Here is a 12,447-nt window from a genome sequence, read left to right as displayed (position 1 = left end):
GGCATTGGTGCATCGCTGTAGAGATTAGATTTATGATCGACGTTTTTCTGCAGTATATTGAAAAAACCGGTCGGCGTTTCCTTGCCCTTCTTGCCCGAAGAAATGGTACTGAAACCAATTAACTTGTTGTTCTGGAAAACATAAATGCGTTGAATATCAAGGACAATGACAATTTTCATCGGCCCCTCGTAAACAGCTTGCGTTACCCAAACAAACTGTCCGGGTTTCAGAGCATCCACTGCCCCCTTCTTTCGCGGCTTTGGCGTTGGCTTTGTTGGAGCGAGCTTGGATGGAGAGGGCGTGGATGACGTTTGTTCTGGCGGTGATGTTTGCGTGGCTGGAACCGGCATAAGCGGACTGGCAGCAACCATGTCTTTGTTTTGCTCTAGTTGGGTTCGCGAAGGCTCTACCTGAACCGCCTGTTGCGTCGCTAAAACAACTGCGGGCGCTAAAAGAGCTAAGGCAAGCGCAAAAATACTGGGTAATGAGCGAATGTCCGCGCCAAACTTCATGAAACCACCCCTGGACCATCAAATATTTGCAACTCAAGCAGCGGCACTGAATACACCAGTAGCAAAACCCATTTAAACATTCGATGCCAAAATCGCCGCTGTGGACGAAATACTTCACGTGTCGCAATGCGGTTAACTGTCCTTGTTTTGCGTCCAAATGCCACTGCCGCCCTTTTTATGTAAATTTTTGTGCCCTATCTGTTTGGAATGGAAAATGGGCGCAGGCAATTTATTCATTCCGCAATAATGGGAGCAAGTTTGCTCGCTGTTCCGTCCAGGGCTGCAGATATACTATTCGTACCTGGCACCGGTCATGTTATCGCAGGCCCCTCGCCGCTGTTGCTTGAAAAGGCAAAGGCGGCATTGGCAACGCATGCCTCGCATATTCGAAACCACGATCTTTTGGCGATTGCCGACTTTTCAAAACCCTCGCGCGATCCGCGCTTTTATGTGGTTGATCTCCGCAATGGCCAATCGACACCCTATCTGGTCGCCCATGGTAAAGGTTCGGACCCAAATCACAGCGGTTGGGTGCAAAATTTTTCGAACGTAAATGGCTCAGAAGCAACTTCTGCTGGCAGCTACCTTGTCGGCGACACCTATATTGGCCAGCATGGTGAGTCCCGTCGTTTAGTTGGGCTGGACCACGAAAATGACCAGGCGGAGGCGCGCGCAATTGTGATTCATCCGGCATGGTATGTGAACCAGTCGCTTATCCAAGACCAAGGCAAAATCGGGCGTAGTCAGGGGTGCTTTGCTTTTGCCAAAGAAGATATTAATGCCGTCTTGGCGCGTGTGCCGGCCGGTTGCCTTTTATACGCCGACAAGGTGTAGCGTCAGCCCCGGTTACCAGATTTAAACACTCCGCAGAGTATGCGCTTGCCGCTATTGCCGCTTGGGTCGGTTTTATAATCATCGGCTTTTTCATGAATAACTAACGCCCCACCATCTGCGTCCAATAAACCAGAGGGTCCTGAAAGCATGAAATCTGCAAGTTTATACTCAAGCGTGACCTTGCGATCGGCAGCAGCTTCAACATTTGGCAGATCACCATCATGCGCGCCCATCGGGTTATCACGCCCATGCTGCTTCATATTGGGGTTCCAATGCGGGCCAGCGCTTGTGAAATCAGGCGCTTCGCATTTTCCTACCGCATGAAGGTGCATGCCATACGTCCCAGCCGCTGGTGCATCTGCAGTCAGGCTTAGGAAGACGCCGTCGCTGCGTTGCGAAATCGTGGCCACGCCTGCCCAGCTGCCGTCGGCACGCGCAAGATCGGCCGTTATAACTTCCGAGACCTCAACCGATTTTGCAGGTTGCATGGTCGTGCAACTGGCAAGAACAGGAATGATGAAGATCGGCAGATAATTGCGCATGAGGAACTCCGGTTATTGAATTTAGGCCTAATCATAACATGAACTAAGTCACACTCAATTTGTTTCAGGGGATCAGCGCAGCCATTCATTGGGCGCAACCCCTTGCGCAAATAGCAATGCTGTCAGATCATTGTGCCGTACCGAAAAATTCGCGGCTTTCGCGAGCTGCGGCCGAGGATGATATCCTATGCCAAGTCCATCGCCCGCCACAGCGGCGGCAATCATTGGCAAATCATTCGCACCATCACCCACCGCAATCGAAGCCTCTAGGGGTATTCCTTGACTGACTGCGGCCGAATGCAAGACTGCCTTTTTAACGGCAGCATCGACGATATTACCCTTTAGCCCCCCGGTGAGGCACCCGTCCTTAATTTCAAGCACATTGGCATGCACCTCGGTAAAACCAAGCAACTCCGCGACTGGCCCTGTAAAGCTGGTAAAGCCACCGGAAACCAAAACAGCATGCGCGCCCCAACCCGTCATCGTTCGCACAAGAATTTCGGCGCCAGGCATAGGCCGAACGCGTTCACGCAGGCATTGCGCGATCATATTCTCGTCCAGCCCCGCCAGTAAGGCGACCCGCGCTTTCAATGCCTCAGCAAAATCAAGCTCTCCCGCCATAGCGCGCTCGGTAATCGCAGCAATCTGCGGCTTAATGCCCGCGAAGCCTGCAAGTTCATCGATGCATTCGACCGTAATCATGGTGCTGTCCATATCCGACACCAAAAGCATTTTGCGTCGGTTATGCTCGCTCTGGACGACTATGTCACAGCGGTCTTCCAATACGCGCAAGGCCGCACGGGCGCTGCCGATACCGCCGTCAAACACTATGTCGACGGCCTTCCCGTCCGACAGCCAGCGGACAGCGCCGGGCACGCAGCCAACGGCAGCCAAACGATCATTGACCTCGGAAATTATTCCGCCTTCTAATGTATCTGCTGCTATTAGGGTACAAATGAACATTTCGAATCCTCAGAATAAGGTCGCGCTTATTGCGGGTCCAACGGCGAGCGGCAAGACGGCATTAGCGCTGCATTTGGCCAAATCGGGTAATTTCATAATTATCAACGCCGATAGTGCGCAAATTTATTCCGACTTGCCGATCTTGAGCGCGCAACCAACGGCTGAAGAGCAATGCAGCGTGCCGCATCACTTATTTGGTTATCTTGACGGCGTCACACCTTGCTCGGCTGCACGCTGGGCAGCAGATGCCAGGGGCGTCATCGCGCACGCCCATGCGACAGGCAAAACGCCGATATTGGTTGGCGGCAGCGGGCTGTATATCCGAACCTTACTTGACGGCATCGCCCCCATTCCAGAAGTCACCCTGGAATTGCGTACAGAGATACGCGCCATGCCAGTCGAACAAGCGTATGCTGCGCTTCAACATCATGATGCGCCCGTTGCGGCAAGCTTGGCTCCAACCGACATTAGCCGCATCACGCGCGCGCTTGAGGTCGTGCAGAGCACCGGACGCAGCATCTCCGAGTGGCGCAAGGCCAAGACCGGGGGAATAGGCGATAGCATCACACTGCGCCCATTGCTTCTCCTTCCGCCGCGTGACTGGCTTTACAAGCGCTGCGATGTGCGTTTTGAGATAATGATTGAGCGTGGCGCGGTGGCCGAGGTTGCGGCATTGCTTGCCCGCAATCTTCCGCATGATGCTCCGGTCATGCGCGCAATCGGCGTATCCGAGATTTCAGCGTATCTCAATGGCACCTTGCACCACGACGAAGCCCTTGCGCGTGGCAAAATTGCGACGCGGCAATATGCCAAGCGGCAGTTTACATGGTTTCGAAACCAAGCGCCAATAGCCTGGCCGCGTATAGAATTAGAGATAAATGACTCAAATGCTGGTAATTTTGAAACAATATTTCAATGAATGTATTTGACAAGCCATTTTCTAATCACTAGCTAGCCCGCTCTTGCTTGCCCTATTGCAGTGCAGCATAGGCAGGCAGCGTTATACATAAGGATTGACCAGTGCCCGAAAAATCCGGTGCAGAAATATTAATCGACACCCTGATAGAACAGGGCGTGGACACCGTTTTCGGTTACCCCGGCGGCGCAGTGCTGCCCATTTACGATGCGTTGTTTCAGCAAACAAAAATTCGGCACATTCTTGTCAGGCATGAGGCTGGCGCCGCACACGCAGCCGAGGGCTATGCGCGCTCCACTGGAAAACCAGGTGTTGTTCTGGTCACCTCCGGTCCCGGCGCGACCAATGCCGTGACGGGCATTGCCGATGCGTTTATGGATTCCATCCCGCTTATCGTCCTAACAGGTCAGGTTGCGACGAACCTAATCGGCACAGATGCGTTTCAAGAAGCCGATACAATTGGCATAACGCGTCACTGTTCAAAGCATAACTATCTTGTGAAAGACCCCGCCGAGCTTGCCACCGTTGTGCGCGAGGCTTTTACGATCGCTACAAAAGGACGTCCTGGACCAGTCGTCATTGACATTCCAAAGAATGTTCAGGTTGCAACCGCCGCAACCGACGTAAAGCGCCCGGCTCGAACACGCTTCACTTTTGCTGGTGAGGCCGACTACACCGAAATCAACCGCGCGGTGGAGTTGATAGCCAACGCAAAAGCGCCGATATTGTACACAGGCGGCGGCATCATCAATTCCGGCCCTGCAGCAAGTGAAGCGCTGCGTGAACTGGCCGAACTAACCGGAGCGCCCGTCACATCGACGCTGATGGGGCTTGGCGCTTATCCTGCTTCGGGTGAGGCATGGCTTGGCATGCTGGGTATGCACGGCACTTACGAGGCCAACATGGCGATGAACCAATGCGACGTCATGGTCTGCCTCGGCGCACGCTTTGACGACCGCGTTACTGGCCGCTTAGATGCCTTCTCGCCCGACAGTATCAAAATCCACGTCGATGTCGACCGAAGTTCAATGAACAAGACGGTCCGCGTCGACCTGCCTATTGTCGCAGACGTTGGCACGGCTATGCGTCAGATGATTGATGTATGGAAAGGCCGCAAATATAAAAAGCAGCCTCTTGATCAGTGGTGGTCACGGATAGCAGGCTGGAGAGCAGTCGACTGCCTAAGCTACCCTGGCAGCATGCAGGAAATCATGCCGCAATACGCGATTGAGCGCCTGTTTGAAGCAACGAAGGACAAGGCACCGATCATCACGACCGAGGTTGGTCAGCATCAAATGTGGGCTGCGCAGCATTTCCATTTTGACGCACCAAATAAGTGGCTGACAAGCGGTGGACTTGGCACCATGGGCTATGGTCTACCCGCCGCCATCGGCGCCCAAATGGGCGATCCGGACGCACTGGTGATAGATATTGCCGGTGAAGCATCGATCCAGATGAACATTCAGGAAATGGCGACGGCGACCCAGTACCGCTTGCCTGTGAAGGTCTTCATTCTGAACAATGAATGGATGGGAATGGTCCGCCAGTGGCAAGAGCTGACGTATGAAAGCCGCTATTCCGAGAGTTATTCCGACAGCCTACCTGATTTCGTGGCGCTCGCCGAAGCTTATGGCTGGAAAGGCATTCGTTGCGATGACCCGGCAAAGCTGGATGACGCCATCGCCGAAATGCTTGCCTATGATGGACCGGTGATGTTCGACTGCCGCGTGCACAAAACTTCAAACTGTTTCCCGATGATTCCGTCAGGCGCTGCGCACACCGATATGATCCTAAGCGCGGATCAGGTATCGGGTACCATGGACGACGAAGCAAAGGCGCTCGTATAATGCATATTAAGCAGGAACTCACAGAGCGGCATGTACTGACGCTGACCGTTGACAACGAATCTGGCACGCTCGCGCGTATCGCAGGCATGTTTACGTCGCGTGGTTACAATATCGACAGTCTCACAGTGGCCGATATCAGCGAAGACCATACCACTAGTCGGATCACAATTGTGACCAAAGGCCCACCGCCGGTGATTGACCAGATTATCGCGCAATGCGAACGGCTCATTCCGGTACACAAGGTTACCGATTTGACCGAAGCGGGGCCACATGTTGAGCGCGAACTCGCGTTGGTCAAAGTCAGCAGCGTTGGCGACCAACGAGTTGAGGCCATGCGCCTTGCCGATATTTACCGCGCACGTGTTATCGATGCGACCATCAATAGCTTCATTTTTGAAATTACCGGCGGACCGGAAAAGATCGACACTTTTGTAGCGCTCATGCGCGAAGTCGGTCTTGTCGAAGTAGGCCGGACCGGAATTGTCGGCCTCATGCGCGGGGCCGACGCGAGTTAAGACATTCATCGAAAAAGGGACAAACGAATGAAAGTATATTATGACGCAGATTGCGACTTGGGCCTTATCAAAGACAAAAAGGTCGCAATTGTAGGCTATGGTAGCCAAGGCCACGCCCATGCGCAAAACTTGCGCGACAGTGGCGTAGCAGACGTTGCTATCGCACTGCGTGCAGGTTCAGCCACCGCCAAAAAGGCGGAAGCTGCCGGTTTCAAGGTATTGGCGAATGCCGATGCTGCGGCGTGGGCAGATATCCTCATGGTGCTGGCACCTGATGAGCATCAAGCCGCCATTTATGCGGATGATCTGCACGCAAATATGAAGCCTGGCGCGGCGCTCGCTTTCGCCCATGGCCTGAACATTCATTTCGGCCTAATTGAGCCGCGTACTGACATTGACGTGATCATGATTGCGCCAAAAGGCCCCGGCCACACCGTACGCAGCGAGTATCAAAAGGGTGGCGGAGTGCCGTGCCTGATCGCAGTCGCGCAAGATTCAAGCGGCAACGCCCATGACATTGCACTTGCATATGCAAGCGGTGTTGGCGGCGGTCGCAGCGGCATCATCGAAACAAATTTTCGCGAAGAGTGCGAAACCGACCTTTTCGGCGAACAGGCCGTGTTGTGTGGTGGTATCACCCACCTCATCCAAGCTGGCTTCGAAACACTGACCGAGGCAGGCTATGCTCCGGAAATGGCGTATTTCGAATGTTTGCATGAGACTAAGCTGATCGTCGACCTGCTGTATGAAGGCGGCATCGCCAACATGCGCTATTCGATCTCGAACACCGCAGAATATGGTGACATCACGACTGGTCCCCGGATCATCACCGACGAAACCAAAGCCGAAATGAAGCGCGTGCTCGCTGACATCCAGTCAGGCCGTTTCGTGAAGAATTTCGTACTAGATAACCGCGCAGGCCAGCCAGAATTAAAGGCAGCCCGCAAGGCAGCGGCGGCGCACCCCATTGAAGCAACCGGCGCACAATTGCGCGCAATGATGCCATGGATAGCAAAAAACAAGTTGGTGGATCAGGCGAAGAACTGAACCCTTTTTCCCGACTTGACAGTTTTAGGGGAGGCATCGACATTGATGCCTCCCTTTTTTCATGTCTGGAGCAGACCCATGCGTAAGCTTTTATGTGCCCTCCCCCTCTTATTTGCAGTGCCTTTGATCGCGCAAAGCGCCCCGCAGCCCGGAACGATGGACGTTGCCCGCGTTACCGCTGGAACCTACAACACAGACCCCAGCCATACGCTGATCGGTTGGCGGGTAAGCCATTTTGGCTTTAACGACTATTTCGGCATTTTCGGTGACGTCACAGGAACTCTGATACTTGATCCAGCCAAGCTGAACGAAGCTAAGGTCGACATCACTATTCCAGTTAGTAAGGTTACCACCGCAAGCGCAGGTCTAACGGGCCATCTGCTGCGCGCTGGCAAGGACGGTGGCAAAGCCGACTTTTTTGGCCCTGCCCCAACCGATGCGAAGTTCGTATCAACGAGCGTCGTCGCCAATGGCACAACCGCCAAAATAACCGGTAATCTGACACTGAACGGCGTCACCAAGCCAGTGATGCTGGACACCAAATTTTCTGGTGCTGGCAACAACCCGTTTAATCGGAAAGCCACTGTCGGCTTTCACGCAACGTCCGTCATGAAGCGCAGCGAGTTTGGCATCGGCTATGCCGTTCCAATGATTTCGGATGACGTCACATTAGACATCAGCGTAGCGTTTGAAAAGGCCAGCTAAGCCGTAAAATAATCTCACGCAAAGGCACGAAGACGAGAAAATAAGAAAACTTCTCAGCTTCTTTCCGCCTTTACGGCTTTGCGCGATAAAATATAATATATCGCTAAATGGCGCGTGACGCCCTTGGATTACCCCAAATAACGCGCATCAAGGCTGGCCTTCGCTGCGCGATACTCTGCCTCAAGCTGGTCAACAAATTCGGCAACAGTTTTGACAGCTTTGACTGCGCCAATGCCTTGACCCGAACCCCAAATATCCTTCCATGCCTTTGCTTCGCTGTTACCGCCCGAGCCAAAATCCATCGTTGAAATATCGCCCTTGGGCAAATTATTGGGGTCCATCCCTGCCCGCTCAATCGATTGGCGTAGATAATTACCGCTGACCCCAGTGAAGAGGTCAGAGTAAACAATGTCTGCCGCCTTCGCTTCAACGATGTTTTCCTTGTAACCGTCGACTGCATTGGCTTCTTTGGTCGCGATGAACGCGCTGCCGATATAGCCGAAGTCAGCACCCATGGCCTGCGCCGCGAGTACAGATGCACCGTGCGCGATTGAGCCTGACAGAGCCACAGGACCATCAAACCACTCGCGAATTTCGCGCATCAACGCAAATGGGGAGGTCACGCCCGCATGGCCTCCGGCACCAGCCGCCACCGGAATGAGTCCGTCCGCACCCTTTTCAATCGCCTTATGAGCGAAACGGTCGTTGATCACATCATGCAGGACGATGCCGCCCCACGAATGGACTGCATCATTCAATTCCACCTGAGCACCCAGTGACGTGATCGTAAGCGGCACCTGCCATTTCGCGCAGGTTGCGATGTCTTCTTGCAGGCGGTTATTCGATTTATGTACGATTTGGTTGACCGCATATGGCGCTGCCGGACGATCTGGATTGTCGCGGTTATGCGCAGCAAGTTCCTCAGTAATCTGATGTAGCCATTCATCAAGCTGACTAGCTGGGCGGGCGTTAAGCGCAGGGAACGATCCGACAACGCCGGCCTTGCACTGCGCAATAACTAGCTCTGGCCCCGACACGATGAACAGCGGAGAGCCGATAACAGGAAGCCGAAGATTATCAAAAATTGCCGGAAGTGCCATGCGTCGAATCCCTTTTTAAATTCCTAATTAAAAGACGGTTAGCCACAGCGCATAGCGGCTGTCAAATGGCTGATTTCGTGCACGCCTTTCCGTAAGGGCAGTTGGCCCAGCACAGTAAATTTTGCCTCATATTTGCAAATGTTCGACCTATCGGACCATGTGCCCTAAATGTTTCCGGTGCCCTGCCGTAAATGGTCAAATAGAACTCATTGAATCTACAAGGGTGGGCAAATGATCCCTACAATTTTCAATATATTTGAAACGTTTGTGATAGCAAAATCGGGGCTTGGGCATGGATCCTGACATGCACGAATTTCAGGATTCCGAGGAACTCAATCAGAAATGCCAGCGCATTGAGCGCAAACATGGGTGCTGCGCGAAGCAGCACGCTCCGCAGTGCGTTTCCACGCTAGCAATTCCCAAAATGCCGACCTGTACATCAGCGTAAATGTGGCGCTGCAGCAATTTCAGCAGCTTCATTTTGTAACGCTGGTGCGTGATATTCTTCTCGAAACTGGGGCCAACCCCAAATGGATCCGCCTTGAACTCACAGAAAGCACGGCCGCCACCAACACAAGCCACGCTTCCCGAACGATTAGGCAACTTAATGCCATGGGTATCAAAGTCAGCATTGATGATTTCGGCACAGGTTATTCGTCGCATTCTTATTTACAAACGATGCCATTCGATACCATCAAAATAGATCAGTCGTTCATCAAAAAGCACCCGTATAAAAGCGCTGATTGGTCATTTGTGCTGGCAATGAAGAATATTGCCGATTCACTCGGCATTAAAGTTATTGTGGAAGGCGTTGAAAACGAATTCCAGCAAACTGAGTTAGATTCGTTCGGTTGCCAGTTTGGACAGGGCTGGCTATTTGGCAGGCCGCAAACCGAGGCCAATATATTGGCTGATACCTGTCCGCCGCTCTCAGAAAGCCCTCACCGCCCACACATGACCCTTGGAGGCGCCCAAGTAACCTACGCCCCGTTAGCAGCGCTTAAAATCGCTCTGACGGAGGCTGTGGCCACATCCTGGCTTATCCCGACGCCAAACAATACTGGTCCATCCCCAATCCGGCATTCGACATAAGCTGCAGCACGGGCATCTGTGCCATGGCCGATGGCGTGCTCGCTATAGTCGATGATGTTCAGTGGCCCGCCAAGCGCGTCTTCAAGTGCATTGGCCAGGCTTGAAATCAATCCATTGCCGCGTCCACTGACGCTTTGTTCAACGCCATCAATCCGGATAGTGCCGGCAAAGATCCGTTCCTCTCTTTGCCGCTGGCTTTGGCTTTCGTGGAAGTCGATCAACCGGAAACGGCCATCCCCTTTCAGGTGATAGCGCTTTTCAAACGCGTCCCAAATATCGCTACCCGTCAACTCACGACCCGTCTGGTCGGAGAGCTCTTGAACAGTGCTCGAGAAATTCGCTTGCATGCGCTTGGGCAATTTCAAGCCTTGGTCTTGCTCGATAACCCACGCCACACCGCCCTTACCGCTTTGCGAGTTCACGCGAATAACCGCCTCGTAGCTGCGTCCAAGATCAGCTGGATCGATTGGCAAATAGGGCACCCGCCAGATTTCATCATTCTGACGTTCCTGTGCTGCGAAGCCTTTCTTTATGGCGTCCTGATGCGACCCTGAAAAGGCGGTGAACACAAGCTCCCCCGCGTAAGGATGGCGCGGGTGCACGGGCAGTTGGTTGCAATATTCGACGGTCTGGATGACCTCATCGATGTCGCTAAAATCGAGATCCGGGTTCAGTCCTTGCGTATACATATTTAACGCTAAAGTAACCAAATCGACATTTCCTGTGCGCTCGCCATTGCCGAACAGGCAGCCTTCGATTCGGTCACCGCCGGCGAGCAAGCCGAGTTCCGCAGCGGCAATTCCGCTGCCACGGTCATTATGCGGGTGCAGGCTGATAACGACATGCTCGCGCACGCTAATGTTGTCGCACATCCATTCAATTTGGTCGGCATATACGTTGGGCATCGCTGCCTCAATCGTTGCTGGCAGGTTGAGGATAACGGGCTTTGCCGAAGTCGGCTCTAGCACCTCCATCACCGCTTCACATACCTCAAGGCTGAATTCGAGTTCCGCCGTCGAGAACGTCTCGGGGCTATATTCAAAATGCCAGTCAGTTTCAGGATATTTTGCCGCTTGCTCTTTAAGGATGCTGGCGCCTTCAACGGCAATCGCCTTAACGCCGGCCTTATCAAGGTTAAAAACGATATCACGCCATGCGGGGCTTACAGCGTTATAAAGATGGACGATCGCACGCGGCGCGCCTGCCATGCTCGCAAAGGTTTTTTCGATCAGATCGCGCCGTGACTGCGTTAGGCTCTGGATCGTAACATCAGCCGGGATTCGGCCGCTGTCGACCAAACCACGGATAAAGTCGAAATCAGTAGCACCCGAGCTTGGGAAACCGACCTCGATTTCCTTCACGCCCACTTTAAGCAGAAGATCAAAAAAGCGCTTCTTCTTCTCGGCGCCCATCGGATCGATAAGCGCCTGGTTTCCGTCACGCAGATCTGTCGAAAGCCAGCGCGGTGCTTTATCGATGGTTCGGCTCGGCCATTGGCGGCTCGGCAAGTCTACTTGCGGAAAAGGTCGGTATTTTCGAGATGGGTCGGATAGCATCATGATAAATGGCAACTTCGCTGATATGCCCCAATCGTGGGCTTTAAGAGATGGTAAGTTTTTAAAAAGCCCTTAGGCGGGTTTGCCGAACGGTACCGACAAAAACAGGCGCGCCTAAGGGCGCGTAAGTCGAAGTAGAAGCGATTGGGCGTTTGGCGCGATCATTATGCATATTCGATACCCATTTTCCGCAACATTCGTCTAGTCTTAAAATCCATCTAAATCATTTTTTTGCCATCCAAATTGCGTCACAGGCGCTATCGATGTGGTCAAAATTGACAGCCGTGTTCAAGGGATCACGCTGATTGAGCGAAATCCGCAACTGTGATCCATAGAGACCCGTCCGCAGCGCAGCTCTGCGTGATCAGAAATGACATGACTGACATTAAGCACTCCTAACAATGTTCTGTTTTTGTTCTTAATCTGGCAAGCAAAAAGGTTAAAGCGGATTTGTATATATCCAGCTTGCTTCGCAGTGACGTTTGCTAGATTTCAACCTGGCTTCCCAATTCCACGACGCGGTTGCTGGGTAGTTTGAAAAACTCCATCGCATTAGCGGCATTCCGCAGCATCCATGCAAACACCTTTTCCCGCCAAATCGCCATGCCAGGGATTTTGGACGCAATCAGCGTTTGGCGCGACAAGAAGAAACTGGTGTTCATCATATCAAATTTAGGTCCGCACAAATCGACCAAGTCAAGCGTCGCCGGAACGTTTGTTTCTTCCAGAAAGCCAAAGCGCATTTTCACGCGGTAAAAGCCTTCACCCAAATCTTTACAGACGATGCGCTCGCCCGAACGAACAAAGGGTACATCTTC

The 12,447-nt window shown here is 52.9% G+C and carries 12 protein-coding genes and 1 pseudogene; 7 read left to right on the top strand and 6 right to left on the bottom strand.

Annotation, left to right across the window (positions count from 1 at the left end):
• The coding region (locus ACIQ2T_RS08370; protein ID WP_397590414.1) for a L,D-transpeptidase family protein at positions 1–512 on the bottom strand (512 nt) is incomplete at its 3' end.
• Between the two features lie 258 nt (positions 513–770).
• On the opposite strand from ACIQ2T_RS08370, the gene ACIQ2T_RS08365 reads away from it, so the two are divergent.
• Positions 771–1,346 (top strand): murein L,D-transpeptidase catalytic domain family protein, encoded by a 576-nt coding sequence (locus tag ACIQ2T_RS08365; protein WP_397590413.1) that lies wholly within the window; start codon positions 771–773, stop codon positions 1,344–1,346.
• Positions 1,347–1,348: 2 nt separating this feature from the next.
• On the opposite strand, the gene ACIQ2T_RS08360 is transcribed toward ACIQ2T_RS08365, so the two are convergent.
• Positions 1,349–1,888, bottom strand: a complete 540-nt coding sequence (locus tag ACIQ2T_RS08360) for a superoxide dismutase family protein (protein ID WP_397590412.1) — start codon at positions 1,886–1,888, stop codon at positions 1,349–1,351.
• 72 nt (positions 1,889–1,960) lie between these two features.
• A complete protein-coding gene (gene serB / locus ACIQ2T_RS08355) occupies positions 1,961–2,851 on the bottom strand; it encodes a phosphoserine phosphatase SerB (RefSeq protein WP_397590411.1) in 891 nt (296 codons plus the stop codon).
• Here serB and miaA point away from each other — a divergent pair.
• From miaA to ACIQ2T_RS08330, 5 genes are all read left to right on the top strand, one after another.
• Positions 2,844–3,770 (top strand): tRNA (adenosine(37)-N6)-dimethylallyltransferase MiaA, encoded by a 927-nt coding sequence (miaA, locus tag ACIQ2T_RS08350; protein WP_397590410.1) that lies wholly within the window; start codon positions 2,844–2,846, stop codon positions 3,768–3,770. The genes serB and miaA overlap by 8 nt on opposite strands.
• A gap of 101 nt (positions 3,771–3,871) precedes the next feature.
• Entirely contained in the window at positions 3,872–5,614 is a 1,743-nt protein-coding gene (locus ACIQ2T_RS08345) for an acetolactate synthase 3 large subunit (protein ID WP_397590409.1), read from the top strand.
• Complete coding sequence (gene ilvN / locus ACIQ2T_RS08340; RefSeq protein ID WP_306062515.1) at positions 5,614–6,129, top strand: acetolactate synthase small subunit; 516 nt, start codon at positions 5,614–5,616, stop codon at positions 6,127–6,129. The genes ACIQ2T_RS08345 and ilvN overlap by 1 nt, the downstream gene beginning before the upstream one ends.
• A 27-nt stretch (positions 6,130–6,156) precedes the next feature.
• On the top strand, positions 6,157–7,176 hold the full coding sequence (gene ilvC, locus ACIQ2T_RS08335; protein ID WP_300034821.1) for a ketol-acid reductoisomerase: 1,020 nt from the start codon (positions 6,157–6,159) through the stop codon (positions 7,174–7,176).
• 78 nt (positions 7,177–7,254) lie between these two features.
• Positions 7,255–7,881 carry a YceI family protein gene (locus tag ACIQ2T_RS08330; RefSeq protein WP_397590408.1) on the top strand — a complete coding sequence of 209 codons (627 nt, stop codon included), beginning with the start codon at positions 7,255–7,257 and terminating at the stop codon, positions 7,879–7,881.
• Positions 7,882–8,009: 128 nt separating this feature from the next.
• On the opposite strand, the gene ACIQ2T_RS08325 is transcribed toward ACIQ2T_RS08330, so the two are convergent.
• Positions 8,010–8,981 (bottom strand): nitronate monooxygenase family protein, encoded by a 972-nt coding sequence (locus ACIQ2T_RS08325; RefSeq protein WP_306062513.1) that lies wholly within the window; start codon positions 8,979–8,981, stop codon positions 8,010–8,012.
• Between the two features lie 369 nt (positions 8,982–9,350).
• Between ACIQ2T_RS08325 and ACIQ2T_RS08320 the strand changes: the two genes are divergently transcribed.
• The gene (locus ACIQ2T_RS08320; protein WP_397590407.1) at positions 9,351–10,073 is read left to right on the top strand and encodes an EAL domain-containing protein; all 723 of its coding nucleotides are present in this window, start codon (positions 9,351–9,353) and stop codon (positions 10,071–10,073) included.
• Here the strand turns inward: ACIQ2T_RS08320 and leuA are convergent.
• Both leuA and trkD read right to left on the bottom strand, forming a co-directional pair.
• On the bottom strand, positions 9,962–11,632 hold the full coding sequence (gene leuA, locus ACIQ2T_RS08315; RefSeq protein ID WP_397590406.1) for a 2-isopropylmalate synthase: 1,671 nt from the start codon (positions 11,630–11,632) through the stop codon (positions 9,962–9,964). The genes ACIQ2T_RS08320 and leuA overlap by 112 nt on opposite strands.
• Positions 11,633–12,114: 482 nt before the next feature.
• A pseudogene (gene trkD / locus ACIQ2T_RS08310) lies at positions 12,115–12,447 on the bottom strand (potassium transporter Kup); the annotation flags it as partial.

It is taken from the genome of Sphingorhabdus sp. (genome assembly GCF_044357595.1).
Classification (GTDB): Bacteria; Pseudomonadota; Alphaproteobacteria; order Sphingomonadales; family Sphingomonadaceae; genus Sphingorhabdus_B.
Note: the sequence above shows the minus strand (reverse complement) of the source record. Positions and strands in the feature narration are given on the sequence as shown.

Bases quoted from the DNA above. Each gene is read 5' to 3' on its own strand.
- ACIQ2T_RS08360 (WP_397590412.1), bottom strand. From the start codon at position 1,888: ATGCGCAATTATCTGCCGATCTTCATCATTCCTGTTCTTGCCAGTTGC.
- miaA (WP_397590410.1), top strand. From the start codon at position 2,844: ATGAACATTTCGAATCCTCAGAATAAGGTCGCGCTTATTGCGGGTCCA.
- serB (WP_397590411.1), bottom strand. From the start codon at position 2,851: ATGTTCATTTGTACCCTAATAGCAGCAGATACATTAGAAGGCGGAATA.
- ilvN (WP_306062515.1), top strand. From the start codon at position 5,614: ATGCATATTAAGCAGGAACTCACAGAGCGGCATGTACTGACGCTGACC.
- ilvC (WP_300034821.1), top strand. From the start codon at position 6,157: ATGAAAGTATATTATGACGCAGATTGCGACTTGGGCCTTATCAAAGAC.
- ACIQ2T_RS08330 (WP_397590408.1), top strand. From the start codon at position 7,255: ATGCGTAAGCTTTTATGTGCCCTCCCCCTCTTATTTGCAGTGCCTTTG.
- ACIQ2T_RS08325 (WP_306062513.1), bottom strand. From the start codon at position 8,981: ATGGCACTTCCGGCAATTTTTGATAATCTTCGGCTTCCTGTTATCGGC.
- leuA (WP_397590406.1), bottom strand. From the start codon at position 11,632: ATGATGCTATCCGACCCATCTCGAAAATACCGACCTTTTCCGCAAGTA.